General features: G+C 61.8%; 12 protein-coding genes. 4 read left to right on the top strand and 8 right to left on the bottom strand.

Annotation, left to right across the window (positions count from 1 at the left end):
* Positions 1-101 precede the first annotated feature (101 nt).
* Positions 102-1,433: a Rieske 2Fe-2S domain-containing protein gene (locus AB4Y43_RS35620; protein WP_368729929.1), complete on the top strand. Its 1,332-nt coding sequence runs from the start codon at positions 102-104 to the stop codon at positions 1,431-1,433.
* A 16-nt stretch (positions 1,434-1,449) separates the two neighbouring features.
* Positions 1,450-2,628: a Gfo/Idh/MocA family protein gene (locus AB4Y43_RS35615; RefSeq protein ID WP_368729928.1), complete on the top strand. Its 1,179-nt coding sequence runs from the start codon at positions 1,450-1,452 to the stop codon at positions 2,626-2,628.
* 94 nt (positions 2,629-2,722) lie between these two features.
* Here AB4Y43_RS35615 and nadC read toward each other — a convergent pair whose 3' ends face one another.
* From nadC to AB4Y43_RS35590, 5 genes are all read right to left on the bottom strand, one after another.
* Positions 2,723-3,568: a carboxylating nicotinate-nucleotide diphosphorylase gene (nadC, locus tag AB4Y43_RS35610; protein ID WP_368729927.1), complete on the bottom strand. Its 846-nt coding sequence runs from the start codon at positions 3,566-3,568 to the stop codon at positions 2,723-2,725.
* Positions 3,569-3,710: 142 nt separating this feature from the next.
* Positions 3,711-4,307, bottom strand: coding sequence for a MarR family winged helix-turn-helix transcriptional regulator (locus AB4Y43_RS35605; protein ID WP_069268539.1), 597 nt, complete (start codon positions 4,305-4,307; stop codon positions 3,711-3,713).
* An 89-nt stretch (positions 4,308-4,396) separates the two neighbouring features.
* Positions 4,397-5,461, bottom strand: a complete 1,065-nt coding sequence (locus tag AB4Y43_RS35600; protein ID WP_368729926.1) for a porin — start codon at positions 5,459-5,461, stop codon at positions 4,397-4,399.
* A gap of 115 nt (positions 5,462-5,576) precedes the next feature.
* Positions 5,577-6,569, bottom strand: coding sequence for an ABC transporter substrate-binding protein (locus tag AB4Y43_RS35595; protein ID WP_368729925.1), 993 nt, complete (start codon positions 6,567-6,569; stop codon positions 5,577-5,579).
* A 46-nt stretch (positions 6,570-6,615) separates the two neighbouring features.
* On the bottom strand, positions 6,616-7,962 hold the full coding sequence (locus AB4Y43_RS35590) for an MFS transporter (RefSeq protein ID WP_368729924.1): 1,347 nt from the start codon (positions 7,960-7,962) through the stop codon (positions 6,616-6,618).
* Positions 7,963-8,198: 236 nt separating this feature from the next.
* On the opposite strand from AB4Y43_RS35590, the gene AB4Y43_RS35585 reads away from it, so the two are divergent.
* Entirely contained in the window at positions 8,199-9,167 is a 969-nt protein-coding gene (locus AB4Y43_RS35585; protein WP_368729923.1) for a 2Fe-2S iron-sulfur cluster-binding protein, read from the top strand.
* A gap of 96 nt (positions 9,168-9,263) precedes the next feature.
* Complete coding sequence (locus AB4Y43_RS35580) at positions 9,264-9,767, top strand: hemerythrin domain-containing protein (protein WP_342949699.1); 504 nt, start codon at positions 9,264-9,266, stop codon at positions 9,765-9,767.
* Positions 9,768-10,526: 759 nt separating this feature from the next.
* Here the strand turns inward: AB4Y43_RS35580 and AB4Y43_RS35575 are convergent.
* Genes AB4Y43_RS35575 through AB4Y43_RS35565 form a run of 3 tightly spaced genes read right to left on the bottom strand, consistent with a single transcriptional unit; the run spans position 10,527 to position 14,173 of the window.
* Positions 10,527-11,501: an isoaspartyl peptidase/L-asparaginase family protein gene (locus tag AB4Y43_RS35575; RefSeq protein ID WP_368729932.1), complete on the bottom strand. Its 975-nt coding sequence runs from the start codon at positions 11,499-11,501 to the stop codon at positions 10,527-10,529.
* Between the two features lie 23 nt (positions 11,502-11,524).
* Positions 11,525-13,093 carry a peptide MFS transporter gene (locus AB4Y43_RS35570; RefSeq protein WP_342949698.1) on the bottom strand — a complete coding sequence of 523 codons (1,569 nt, stop codon included), beginning with the start codon at positions 13,091-13,093 and terminating at the stop codon, positions 11,525-11,527.
* A gap of 57 nt (positions 13,094-13,150) precedes the next feature.
* Complete coding sequence (locus tag AB4Y43_RS35565; protein ID WP_368729922.1) at positions 13,151-14,173, bottom strand: MurR/RpiR family transcriptional regulator; 1,023 nt, start codon at positions 14,171-14,173, stop codon at positions 13,151-13,153.
* Between the last annotated feature and the right edge of the window lie 296 nt (positions 14,174-14,469).

Below are 14,469 nucleotides of genomic sequence, written 5' to 3'. Positions count from 1 at the left end.
TTTCCCGGACGTCCCGAAAGGTTCTTGCCAATTTAACTAGATCTCTAATATAGTTGAGCAACACCTGTTGATGAAGGCGACCTGTCGCCGGGAGACATTCCATGCTGACCCACCAAGAAAACGAATTGCTGTGCCGCGTTGAGGCCGATGCCCCGATGGGGCAACTGATGCGCCGGCACTGGACGCCGGTTTGCCTCATCGAAGAAGTCAGCGAGCCGGATGGCGCGCCTGTCAAAGCGCGCGTATTTGGCGAGGACCTCGTCGTATTCCGGGATTCGGAAGGCAGCGTTGGCGTGCTGGACGAGTACTGCCCGCACCGCCGCGCATCACTCGTCTACGGCCGCAATGAAGACTCCGGCCTGCGCTGCCTGTATCACGGCTGGAAGTTCGACGTCTCGGGCAACGTGCTTGAAATGGTGTCCGAGCCGGCCGCGAGCTGCATGACCGACAAGGTCAAGCACAGGGCCTACCCGGTGCAGGAATGGGGAGGCATGGTGTGGGCGTATATGGGCCCGCAGGACGCCATTCCCGAATTCGTGCCGCCGGCCTGGGCGCCGACTGCCGACACCCGCGTGAGCATTGCCAAGGCACTGCTGCCGTGCAATTGGGCGCAAATCCTCGAAGGCGCGATCGACTCCGCGCACAGTTCCAGCCTGCATTCGTCCGACTTCGTGCCGGCACGCGTCGGCGGCGCCGAAGCGACGGGCAAGAACTGGTTGCGCCCGTCCACCGACAAGGCCCCGCGCCTGCAGGTCGAGCGCACCGACTACGGTTTCCGTTACGCCGCGCTGCGCCGCCCGATCTTCAACGCCAACACGCACGACTACGTGCGCTCCACGGTGTTCGTGGCGCCGGGAACCGTGCTGATTCCGCCGAACAATCTCTACAACGTGGCGAACATCAACGTGCCGATGGACGACACGAACACGGCGTTCTACTTCATCGCCTGGGGCGATCCGGAGACGACGCCGGAAACCGAAACGTGGCGCAAGTTCCTGCGTCAGCAGGTCGGTGTCGATCTCGATCAGTACTATCGACCGCTGCGCAATCACGACAACCGATTCTGGCAGGACCGTCAGGCGATGAAGGCCGGCAATTTCACTGGCATTTCGGGCTTCCCGAACCAGGACATCGCCATGTGGGTCACGATGGGCCCGATTGCGAACCGTTCGGACGAGCGTCTCGGCGCAAGCGATCTCGCCATCGTCGAATTCCGTCGCCGCATGATCGATGCGATCGCTGAATTCGAGGAGGATGGCGAAGCAATTGGCACGGGCGCAAAGGCGATTTCACGGGAAGTGTGCTCGTACCAGGCTGTCGTGCCGAAGGAAATCGACTGGCGCACGTATGCCGCGCGTTACGTCAGCAAGAAGAATCCGGAACCCGCTGATCAGCCGTCCGCGCTCGCAACGGACTACCAGGTCAAGCAATAACCGGAGGCACACCGCCATGGAACAGCGCCGTTTGCGCATCGGGGTCGCGGGACTGGGACGGGCATTCTCGCTGATGCTGCCGACCTTCCTGCGCGACCCCAGAGTCCAGCTCGTCGCTGCGTGCGATCCGCGTGACGAAGCGCGGCGGCAGTTTGCCGCCGACTTCGCGGCGCCCACCTATGCGGACGTGGCGCAGTTGGCGGATGACTCCAACGTCGAAATCATCTACGTTGCGAGTCCGCACCAGTTCCACGCGCAACACACTGAAATTGCTGCGGCAAAAGGCAAACACGTACTCGTCGAAAAACCGATGGCGCTCGCCGCCGCGGACTGCGACCGCATGATCGCTGCCTGCCGCGCGGCGAACGTGCATCTGATTGTCGGCCATTGCCACAGTTTCGACACGCCGTACCTGCGTACGCGCGAATTGATCAGTCGCGGCGAATTCGGCGCGGTGAAGATGATCCAGGCCGTCAACTACACCGACTACCTGTATCGCCCGCGCCGGCCCGAGGAGCTGGCCACGGCTGCAGGTGGCGGCGCCGTCTTCAGCCAGGCGGCCCACCAGGTCGACATCGTGCGAATGCTCGCCGGCTCGCGCGCGACGCGACTGCGCGCGAGTGTGGGACGGTGGGATCCGTCTCGCCCGACCGAAGGCGCGTATTCTGCGCTGATCTGGTTCGAGAGCGGTGCCTATGCCTCGCTCTCGTACAACGGCTATGGCCACTTCAACACCGATGAATGGAGCGGCTGGATCGGCGAAATGGGCGATCGAACGAGCCCCGACACGTACGGCAGTGCCCGCCGCCGTCTGGAGACGCTCGCGAACTCGGACGAGGAGGCCAGACTCAAGGCGGCCGGCACTTACGGCGGATCGGCATACAAGCCGCCAACGGCCGACGCGCACGAGCCGCCGCGCTTTCATCAGCATTTCGGTCCGCTCATCGTCTCGTGCGAACGCGCAGACCTGCGTCCGTTGCCCGATTCGATCGTCGTCTACGGCGACGAGCAGCGCCAAACGCTGCCGCTGCCCGCACCCGCCGTGCCGCGCGCGGAAGTAATCGACGAGTTGCATGGCGCGGTCGTCAACGGACACTCGCCCCTTCACGATGGCGAATGGGCGAAGGGCACGCTGGAAATCTGTATCGCGATTCTGAAATCGAGCGAAACGGGCGCAGATGTAACGTTTCGATAGTCCGAGGTAAGCGCAGAAAGCCCCTGTTGCGCCCGTTTTGAGCTGAGCCATGCACAGTCAAAACGAGGGGGCGCACACGTGCGCCCCAATCTCGCTATCCGGCGAACGCCGCGAAGCGCAGCGAAAAATCAACCGCCCTGACGTTCTTCGTCAGCTTCCCTAACGAAATGCGATCCACGCCGGTTTCGGCGATGGTTCGCAGCATCTGCTCGGTCACACCGCCCGAGACTTCCAGCTCGGCGCGCCCTGCGGTGGCACGTACAGCCTCGCGCATCGTCTCAATCGAGAAATTGTCGAGCAGAATCGCCGCGGCGCCCCCAGCCAACGCTTCCTCCAACTCATCGAGCGTCTCCACCTCGACCTGCACGGGCACGCCCGCACCCAATGCCTGAGTGGCGCGAAGCGTCGATGCAATGCCGCCGCCCGCCGCAATGTGGTTTTCCTTGATCAGAATGCCGTCGTACAGCCCCCGACGATGGTTTTCGCCGCCGCCAACACGAACTGCATATTTTTGCGCGAGGCGCAATCCCGGAAGCGTTTTTCGCGTGTCGAGAATCCGCGCGGTCGTGCCTTCGACGATCCGCGTCATCATGCTTGTCTCGGTGGCCACGCCAGAAAGCAACTGAATGAAGTTTAGCGCAGTGCGCTCGGCGGTGAGCATACCGCGCGCCGGGCCAGCGATCCGGCAGACGCTCTGCCCTTCGTGCATCCGTTCGCCCTCTCCGACAAACCATTCGATCGTGATGTGCGGGTCGACCTGCTGGAGTGTTTCATCGAACCACGGTCTGCCGCACAACAGGGCGGCTTCGCGTACGGTCAGGACCGCTTCGGCTGAAGCGTCGGGGTCGATCAGTAGCGACGTCCAGTCGGCCTCGCCGACATCTTCCGCGAGCGCATCGCGGACGTTGCGCGACATCGCCGCGCGGGTCATTCCATCCATTTCAGATCCGTATTTTTTGAGCGAAAGAGCGGCATGCCGTGGCCTGCCGTCGTGCCTGTCGTGGACCTGGCACGTCCGTCAATATTATTAGATCTATAATTAATATGCTACTCTGGAATGACCTGAAGCGCCGAGCCGCGCCTCATTCCTGATCGATTTCTTCCCCGCGTGCCGCGATCAGATTACCCACTTCCCGCGTCGACGGGATGCGCAGCGCCGGGTTGTCCGACTCGGATTCGTCGCGTGCCATGTTCTCGATGATCGTCAGCAGGACCTTCCGCGCGACGTTGATCTCGGTGGTTTTCAGGCCCCTGACGCTAATTTCGTTGACCTCTTCCGCGAGCGGGACGAGCTTGTTTTTCAGGCTCCGGCCGCGCGGCGTCAGATAGACGTGCGTGTTCTTGCGATTGCCGGGCTCGTAGCGGCGCTCGACATACCCGAGCTTTTCCATCGCCGACACCGCACTGAACGTGGTAGGCGTGGTGGTGCCGGTCTCGTCGCTGAGCTCCTTCTGCGTGAGCCCGTCGGTGACCCATAGCACACGCAGATACGCCCAGTGGCCGAACGAGACTTCGTGCTGCGCCAGGCGCATTTGCAGACCGCGAATCATTGCGCGGCCCGCATCCTTCACCAGGTGAGCAAGACGATCATCCGGAACCGCCTCGCGCCAGTGCCGCAGAATGGGGTCCTCGCTCGCGACCCCGCCCTTGCCCTTGCCCGAAGTACGTGCTGCTGCCATGCCTTCCTCGCAGTTATTGTGACCAGACAGGTGACAATCATAGCGCTTTAGCCCGCGCGAGAGGCACTGCAGCACATCGCCAAAGCCGCTTAGAAGGCGTGGCGAATGCCCACGGTCACGCCCGCCTGATCCATGCCTGACGCAATGTCTACGCCCGTGCCCCGAATACCCACATTGGAAAATGAACGATTGGCGACGTACGCCCCTTCCGCAAACACATCGGTGCGTTTGGATAGCGAGTAGTCGACGAGCAATGCCCCCATCGTTGGGCCGCCGTGCGGATTGCGAAACTGCGTGTGATAGACGCTGGCGGAGACGGAAAGCGGCGCATTCACCCTCCAGGTCACGCCACCCCAATAGAGCAGCGAGCTCGGCGGCACATCCGCATTGCGCGTGTTCAGCCAGCGCAGGCCCGCCAGCGTCGTGACCGCCCCGAAGTCGTACGACACGCCGAGCAGCGCGCGCTGCTGCGCATTGCTCTGCGTCGCGATCGAGGTGCCCTGCAACTGGTCGTACGTCAAGCCGATGCTGAACGGCCCGCGGTCATACAGGACCGCCGCGCTCATTTCGCGACCCACTTTCGTTGCGCCGGGCACGCTCGCACCGTTCGGAATCGTCGCGTCGAAGCCGGTGCTGTACAGTGCCGCGAACGTGACGCCGCCTAGTTGCACGCCATAGCGCACCGAATTGTCCGCGCGGTTCACGAACTGGCTGTCCATGCTTTGCGCCGAGTAGCTGGGGTTGAACGTCAGCGCGTCGTACTTGTACATCAGCTCATAAAGCAGGTTCTGGTGACGTCCGAGCGTGAGCGTGCCGTACGGCGTTGAGACGCCAACGAATGCCTTGCGGCCGAACAGCCGTCCGTTCTGACCGAGCGCGCCGGTATTCACGTTGAACCCGCCCTCCAACGTAAATACGGCCTTGTAGCCGCCGCCAAGATCTTCCGAGCCCTTTAGCCCCCAGCGCGATCCGGCCAGATTGCCCGACTGTTCACGGATCACCGAACCCGTCTGACTGCCCTGGTGCACCCGGTTGACGTACTCGACGCCCGCATCGACGATGCCGTAGAGCGTGACCGAACTCTGCGCATGGGCCGCCGTGCAGGCGAGCGTCAGCAACCCGCCGCAGGCGAGCGGGAATGTGTGTCTCTTCATGTTCATCTGTAATATGGACTACTGAGTGTATTGGATTTATTTTCCCGTTCCGCGCATCCGCCGTGCACCCAGCGGCTGCCGGATGCGCAACGGCAGGAGCAACCGCCGCGAGGGGTCAGATCTTGAACCGCTCCAGGCTGGCCGGGTGGAACAGTTCGGCAGGCTGCAAGCGACGGCTCGACAATCCCTCGGCATGGTGCTGCGCCAGGAAGCGGTCGATCACGTGCTCATTGTTCGCGAATCCGTACGACCAGAAGTCGTGCCCCATCAGACGCCGGGCGTTGCGCAACTGGTCCTCGATGAACGGCAGCGTGACCTTGGTCGCCGAGGTATCGCTCAAACGGGCCAGCGCGACTTCCTTCGATTGCTCGAACGCCTTCGCGATTGCGCCGGGCAGCCAGGGGTGCTGGTCCGCGAGCGCCTTGCGAATGCCGAGCGTGTGCATGATCGGGAAGAGCTTCCTACGCTCGTACCATTCGGCGGCGCTTTTTTGCGGATCGTCGAAAAGGTATTTGACCTTCGGATGCCCACGATCGAAGCATGACGGCGCGCGCGGTCCGATCACGCCGTCAATCTCGCCGTCGGCCAGCAGATTCGAGATCGTTTTCCCTTCGGGTGCGCTTTCCAGCACAACGCCTTCAGGCAGCTTGAGCGCGATCTTCTCGACGCGCGTCGGATCCTCGTAGCCGCCCCGCACCCAGCGGATATCCGACGCCTTTACGCCATATTCCTCTTCGAGAAAGAGCCGCACCCAGACGTTGGCGGTGAGCTGGTATTCCGGCACGCCGATACGTTTGCCCTTCAGGTCCTCGGGCCGGTCGATCCCGCGGTCGGAACGCACGTAAATCGAGCTATGCCGGAAGGCGCGCGACGGAAAGACCGGCACCGCGATGTAGGGCGAGGTGCCCGCTGCCGTCTTCACCGAATAGCTGCTGAGCGAAAGCTCGCAAATGTCGTAATCGGCGTGCCGGAACGCGCGAAAGAAGATTTCCTCCGGGTCCTGCAGCATGAACACGGGATCGACACCATCGATCTGCACGTCGCCGTCAATCAGCGGCCGCATCCGGTCGTAGTTGCCCACCGCGATGGAAAGTTGAAGCTTGCTCATTCCTGTTCCTGTTTGACTGTCGAAATTCTGGCCGTCGCGTGCATCGTCACGCGCCGGATTGCGGTGCCTGCCGCTCGCGCGGCACGCCGAAGAAGACCGCGATGCCGCCGATGAAAACCAGCGCCGCGACCAGCAGGATGCCGGCCGAAAAGCTGCCGGTCACGCTCTTCACCCAGCCGAGGACGATTGGTGCGAAGAAAGCGCCCACCTGACCGAGGCTGCTGATCACACCGATGCCACCGGCGGCCGCCGCGCCCTTCAGATAGTTAGGCGGAATGGTCCAGATAATGGCTGCGGCCGCGAAATAGCTCACCGAAACGAGACTCAGGCACGCGATAGCGGCAACCGGGTTGTGCGTCAGAACCGTCAGGAGCACCGCGCCCGTGGCGCCCGCTGTGGTCGACAGTACGAAGTGCCAGCGGCGCTCGAGCCGCAGGTCCGAGCTGCGTGCGATCAGGAGCATGGCAACGGCGCCGACGATATAAGGCAGCGCCGACAGGAAGCCGATCTGCAACAGGTTGGAAACGCCCGCCTGTTTGATGATCGTGGGCGTCCAGTAGTTGAGGATGGTTCCGCAAATGGGCACCGTGGCCCAGCCCGCGGCAATCACGTATACGCGCGGGTCGCGCAGCGCCGCAAGGAGCGTGCTCGGCGAGCTATGCGGCTTGCTGCGACCTTCCTCGTCCAGAGCGCCAATGACAATTCGTTTTTGCTCGTCGGTCAGCCACTTCGCATCCTGCGGCCGGTCGATCAGATAGAAGTAAGCAACGACACCGGCAATCACGGCGGGCACGCCTTCAAGGAAAAACAGCCACTGCCAGTTGCGAAAGCCCCAGACGTCCATGAAGTGTTGCAGGATGAACCCGGAAAGCGGGCCGCCGACAATCCCCGCGACCGCGATCGCCAGCAGGAACCGCGACGTGATCCGGGCGCGGCGCTTCGACGGGTACCAGTACGAGAGATAGAGGATGATGCCGGGCCAAAAGCCCGCTTCAGCCGCGCCGAGGAGCGTGCGGGCAAGATAGAACTGCCATGGAGCGGTCATGAACGCCATGGCAGTGGAGATGGCGCCCCAGAGCAGCATGATCCGCGTGACGGTCTTGCGGGCGCCAATGCGCCGCAGCAACAGTGTGCTCGGCACTTCGAGCAGGATGTAGCCGATAAAAAACAGGCTCACGCCGAGCCCGTACGCCGCGTCGCTCAACCCAAGATCGTGCTTCAGTTGCAGCTGCGCGAAGCTGACGTTCACGCGATCGAGATAGTTGAGGACCCAGCACAGGAAAAGAAAGCTCATTAACCTGAACGTGATCTTGCGATAGGTCGCCTCCTCCGCCGCCGAGTCGGCTGCGGCAGACAGGGATAAATCCCCGGAGTGCAACGTTGAATGTGCCATGACTGAATGTCTCCGAATTTCACTCTGGATACTGGCGGAACAGGGTTCCTCTCGCCACATAATTAGAGCTCTAATTTTCAGCTTACGGGGACTTCACGCCGCTTGCAAGCACGGGTTTTTACCGAGAACACGATCGCGAAGAAGCGGGCTTCTCGACTTGCATAATTAGAGATCTAGTAATATCATGCACTCATGTTGACACAGTACAAAACCGGATCGGTCAGAAGGAGACAGAAATGACGCCCCCCCAGGAAGACGGTTTTCTTCGTCTGAAGATCGCAGGCAAGGAGAAGATCGCCCGTGACATCTGGCGCTTTGAACTGACCGACCCGCAGGGCGCGCCGTTGCCGCCGTTCGAGGCGGGCGCGAACCTGACCGTCGTGGTGCCGAACGGCTCGCGACGCAGTTATTCGCTGTGCAACGACCCGCAGGAGCGCAATCGCTACGTCATCGCGGTGAAGCGTGACAGCAACGGACGCGGCGGCTCGATGAGCTTCATCGATGATACGGCCGAGGGCGACGCCGTGGACGTCTCTTTGCCCCGCAACGAGTTTCCCCTCAATGACCGCGCAAAGTCATTCATTCTCGTCGCGGGCGGCATCGGTATCACGCCGATGCTGTCGATGGCGCGACAGTTGCGGGCGGAAGGCCTGCGCTCGTTCAAGCTGTACTATCTCTCCCGCGATCCGGAAGGCACGGCGTTCTTCGATGAACTGAGCAGCGACGAATGGCGTTCGGACGTGAAGATTCACCACGATCACGGCGACCCGTCGAAAGCATTCGACTTCTGGCCCGTATTTGAGAGGTCGAAGTCGGCGCAACACGTGTACTGCTGCGGACCGCAGGCGCTGATGGACACCGTGCGGGACATGACCGGCCACTGGCCGTCGGGCACCGTTCACTTCGAGAGCTTCGGTGCAGGCAATGCGAATGCGCGCGAAAGCACGCCTTTCACTGTGCGCCTTTCGCGCAGCGGCACGTCGTTCGACATTCCCGCCAATCGCTCGATCCTCGAGGTGCTGCGCGACGCGAACGTGCGCGTGCCGAGTTCGTGCGAAAGCGGCACCTGCGGCTCGTGCAAGACAGTATTGTGCTCAGGGGAGGCGGATCATCGGGATCTCGTGCTGCGCGACGACGAGAAACAAACGCAGATCATGGTCTGCGTGTCGCGTGCGAAATCCGCGGAGCTTGTTCTCGATCTTTGAGTATCGCGGGGAGGAACAATGCGTCGAGCACCGCTCGACGCATTCTTATCGTATGCAGAGCACAGCAGCACACCGAAACAGCAGGAGTAATCGGACATGACGGACGAAACTTCTCCACGAACGACTCCGACGAGAGACACAGAAGCCCCGGCGCCGGTCAGCGACAATAGTCTTGCCTGGAACGACGCGCGACTACTCGGCTTCACGCCGATGGACGACGTTCACAAGGAGTTCTATACGTTTGCGCTGCGCCTGGTGACGTGCTCGGACGCGACGGCCGCAGCAGCGTTAGAGCTGTTCGAACAGCACGCCGTTAGCCATTTCGAGCAGGAAGACGAGTGGATGCGTACGACGAACTTCCCGCCACGCGACTGCCACATCGAAGAGCATGCGGCAGTGCTGAAGTCGGTCGGTGACGTGAAGGCCGCGGTCGCAGAAGAGCGGGCCGGCGCAGAACTGGCGCGAGATCTCGGCCTGCGCCTTTTCGAGTGGTTTCCCGGTCACGCGGACTATCTGGACTCGGCGCTGGCGGCATGGATGACGAAACAGACAATGGGCGGCAAGCCTGTCGTGTTCCGACGATCGTTTGATTGCGCGTGAAAACATGGCCGACGATGATCAGGGTGCAAACCCGTCGCGACGCGATGGAAATTGCATCAGGACTTGGGAGCTCACTTAGCGTCCTTCGAGAGGTGTTCCCGCAGAAACGTTAGAAGAGGCTCGTTCATGCGTGTCTGTCAACCCATCGCCGGTGGCTCCGGGCACCTCGACAATACCCTGGTCGTACCCACGCCGACTCGAAGAACCTGTCGATGAGTGGCACTTTCTTCCGAAAGGCACGCGCCGTTCGTGGTCCAGCTTCGTCAAGCCGTACGAGGACGCGATTTCTGCCGAGAACGAAAGTTGGCTCACAAAGTGGATGAAAAAGCGTCGGGAAACGAGCCGTTATTATGTCAAGAATGACCGCTTCACCTTTGCGAGCAGATATTCGCCTCGCGGTGACTCCAACGGCTGGAGTGGGCGGGTTATGCCTTTTGCATCGAACGTACGGCCGAGACGATCGCCCCGTTCGGCCATCGGGCGCTAGCCGGCCAACTCCTGCCGTTCCTTTCCTTATGAACGGACATTCAAACGGCGGATCGCACTTCGTAAGCGGCCGCTGGAGTGCAGGCGCATTTGACGGCGAACATTCGCGACCAGTTCATGGTTCGCCAGCTCGCCGACGTGACGGGCATAAGCGCACGCAATTTCGCCGGTGCAGGCTCGTTGCTCCGACTATGGCGATCGCAAATGCACCGATTTCATCCGAACGGCTCTCAGGCGAAGGCCTTGGTCTCTGGCATTGTGAAGTGCCGTCAACTACCGATAGATATCGATGTACCGCTTGCCATCGCTCTGAACAACGCCGCGATACATCCCGTCGGTGTTGAACGGCATCGATACATGCCCCTCGACATCGACGGCAATGAGCCCTCCCGTGCCGCGTTGCTGCGGGATCGCCTCGTTTACGACCGCGCGCGCAGCTTCATCGATTGTTGCATGACCGTACCTCATTCGCGCTGCGACGTCATGGGCCGCGACAGCGCGGATAAACGCTTCTCCCGTTCCCGTCGTGGACACGGCCACGCGCGCGTCCGCAAACGTGCCGCATCCGATCAGCGGGGAATCGCCGATTCGTCCGTGGCGCTTGTTCGTCAAGCCACCGGTGGACGTCGCCGCGGCCAGATGACCCAGCGCATCGAGCGCGACGGCACCGACCGTGCCAAACTTGTGCTCGCCATTGATGAGTCCGCTCGCGTCGCAAGGATCTTGTTTGCGAAGCAATGCCGTGCCGTCGTGATCAAGCAATTCGCGTCCGGTATCGCGCACGGCGAGCCACTGCTGCCGGCGAAAGTCGGTATAGAAGTATTCGGGGCTCTCGAGAGCCAGGCCTTCGTCGGCGGCGAATTGCTCAGCCCCCGTTCCAGAGAGCAATACGTGTGTGGACCGATCCATCACGCGCTGTGCCGCGGTGACGGGATTCTTGATGCGAGACACGCCAGCCACCGCGCCTGCGCGCCCGGTATGGCCTTCCATGATGGCCGCGTCCATTTCGTGCGTGCCCGCATGCGTGAATACGGAGCCGCGCCCTGCGTTGAAAAGCGGGCAATTCTCCAGCGCGACGACGGCGGCAACAACAGCCTCGACGCTCGATCCACCGCCTTTAAGAATCTGATGGCCTGCGTCGAGCGCTTCTTCGAGTGCTGCCCGATGAGCGGCTTCCTGTTCCGCCGACATGACGCCGCGCTGCAGCGTTCCGGCGCCGCCATGGATTGCCAGGATGTACTGTGCCATTTCACTCCTCCTGCCGTATTCGATCAATGCGCGTGAGCCACGGCTTGGGGCGATTCCTCGCCGACGAGCTTTCTCATCATCGGCATCAAGAGGAACAGCAGCGCAGACACGGCGATGAGCCCCGCGGCGATGCCCCCATAGAGCAATGTCAGCCGTGCCGGGACAGGCAAGTAAAAGCCCGCAAGATAACCGGCCAGCTTGTAGCCGAATGAGCTTCCGAAGAACCAGAGTCCCATCATCAATCCAACCAGCTTCACCGGTGCGAGCTTCGTGACGAGGTTCAAGCCGACAGGGCTCAAGCACAGTTCGCCAAACACTTCGAACAGGAACAGACCGGCAAGCCAGAGCGGATTGATCCTGGCGCCGGCAGAAAGCGACGAGGCCATGATCGCAAACCCGGCATAGCCAACACCGATCAACAGCGGCGCCAGCGCGAGCTTCGCGAGGCTCGAGGGTTGACGAGGGCCGAGCCGCGCCCAGAGCGCCGCGAACACCGGTGCGAGCATGATCACGTACAAGGCGGTCAGCGACTGGAACCACGCTGCCGGCACGAGGAAGCTGCCGATATTTCGCTGCACCAGTTCCTTGGCAAAGAGACTCAGACTCGAGCCTTTCTGTTCGTATGCGGCCCAGAAAGCAATCGTCACGACGAAATAGATGCCCATTACGGCGAGGCGCTTCCACTCGGCAATTGTCAGTTGCTCCTGCAGACCCATTACAACGACGAGAACGAGCGCATCGAAGGCCAGCAGGAACGGAAGCACGTTCTGCCAGTTGCTTCCGGCGAGCAGCGTGCCGATGACGGTGAAGACGCCGAGCGCGATATAGATCGCCGTGTTCAGCCGACTGCCTTGCTGCTTCTGTGTCGCCGGTACAGGCTTTGTCACGTACCGATTGCCGACATGCTCGAGACGGCCTCTTTGCCGCCAGAAAACGATGAGACCGATCAACATGCCGACGCCTGCCGCTGCGAAACCGAAGTGCCAGCTATTGACCGGATCGATGCCGAACGAGCGCAGCAAATTCCTGAATGGCTCAGCTTCCGCAAGAAAGCCGCAGACAAGCGGCGCGAGGAATGCACCGATGTTGATGCCCATGTAGAAGATCGAAAACCCGCTGTCGCGGCGCTCGTCATCCTGTGGGTAGAGGCCGCCCACAAGTGCGCTCACATTTGGCTTGAGCAGACCCGTCCCGCATGCAACGAGCACCAGCCCGGCGAAGAACGTCGGGACCGCCGGAATGGCCATGGTGAAGTGGCCGCATGCGATGATGATGCCGCCGATCAGCACCGCCCGACGCGTGCCGAGCCACTGGTCGGCGATGATGCCGCCGGGAAGCGCGAGCAGAAACGCGGCCATTGAGTACGTACCGTAGATCGCCGTCGCATGGGGCGTGTCGTAGCCGAGGCCGCCGAGTCCAGGAGCCGCAACCATGTACAGCACGAGAATGGCTCTCATGCCGTAGAAGCTGAATCGTTCCCACATCTCGGTGAAGAACAGCGTGGTGAGCCCGCGCGGATGCCCTGCAAGCCCCGTCGTGTCCCTGAGCTGCTGGACCGATGAACCGGCAGCGCTATCGGAGGTAGCGGTCATGTTGCGTCTCCTCTGCTTCTCAACCTGCTGAGACAATTGAAAGCGGCCATCGCAAAGTCACGATCGGTTGCGAATTCTGCGAGGCCCGCCAGCACCGCCATCGCCACCCTTTCGGCTGATGCCCCTGGTCTTGCTGCGGCGCCTCGTGCCCGCTTCGGCTTTCGCCTGCGTCGACGACGTGGTGTCGAACACGAGGTACGGCAGAACCGTTTGCGACAAAGTGGCCGCCATGGCTTTTGTCTGCGGTGTTGCTTTCAGCACTTCTGATGTCAATGTTTCGATGAGCGCCACCATGGCCACTGCACTTGACGACAGCACCCGATGCTCAGCCGGAGCCAGCAACACCGTGTCGGCCGTAGCGGCGAGAGGCGCGGTCGGGTTGTCGGTCAGGGCGGCGACGAAAGCGCCGCGTTCGCGGGCGAATCGCGCAAGTTCGACCGTGTCGCGCGAATAGCGAGGCAGAGAGATCGCGATCAACGTGTCGCCTGTGCCAATGTGCGCCATGTGTCGCGCGGCTTGCTCGCTGCCTCCTCCAGCCGCGGCCCAGATGACGCGCCGGTGATACGGCATCAACGTGTCCGCCAATAGTCCGGTCAAATAGGTGCTCAGGCCTAGCCCGAGACAATACACAGAGTTGCTCGAAACGATGCGCGTCACCGTCTGGGCCAATCGCTCTTGTTGCAGCGACGAATCCATCGCGACAAGGTTGCGTTGGTGATCTGCCAGCCATGCGCCGATTCCTTCCTGGGCCGTCGGCGCTTCCAGTTTCTCCACCGGTTGCAGCGCTTGCCGCACGACTGCGGCAAGTTCCGCCTTCAGCTCAGAAAACCCGCGATATCCGGCGTGCCTGGCGAACCGGTTGACGCTGGCAGCGGAGCCTCCACACGCTTCGGCGACTTCCTCGATCGTGCGCGTCGCGGCGTCGAGCGAATGAGAGGCAAGCCATCGCGCGACGGGCTTCAACGCCGCCGACGCGGTTGCGGATGCATAGTGGATGCGCTCGATCACGCCGGGCAGTTCGGTTTCGCTCACAGGCAGGAATGGGTCGTCCTGGTCAAGGTACGTTTGTAGTATGGCCATGTGAATTTAAATTTTCAAGCTGGTGAAAACGAGAAAAATTCTGTTCACCAGTCTGTGGGAGACGGCGCGAGGGTGCGATTCGTCTGACTACCGGGGGCCCTGGCGTCCTCGCTCCCATGTCGGAACAAGCGACCGATGTGCACTCGAAGGCGGCCGTTTTCAGTGTGGGAAATCGAACGGCAACATTGGGGTCGTTTCCGGAAGCTCGTGCCGCGCGACTATCAGCGGTCACCGCGTGGTTAGCAAACTTTCTGGGTTTCGGCCACAAGGCGACGCACACGCTCGCATCCGCAACG

The sequence above is a fragment of the Paraburkholderia sp. BR10872 genome (assembly GCF_040965835.1).
GTDB classification, from domain to species: domain Bacteria; phylum Pseudomonadota; class Gammaproteobacteria; order Burkholderiales; family Burkholderiaceae; genus Paraburkholderia; species Paraburkholderia nodosa_A.
This window is presented reverse-complemented; position numbering and strand designations above follow the sequence as displayed.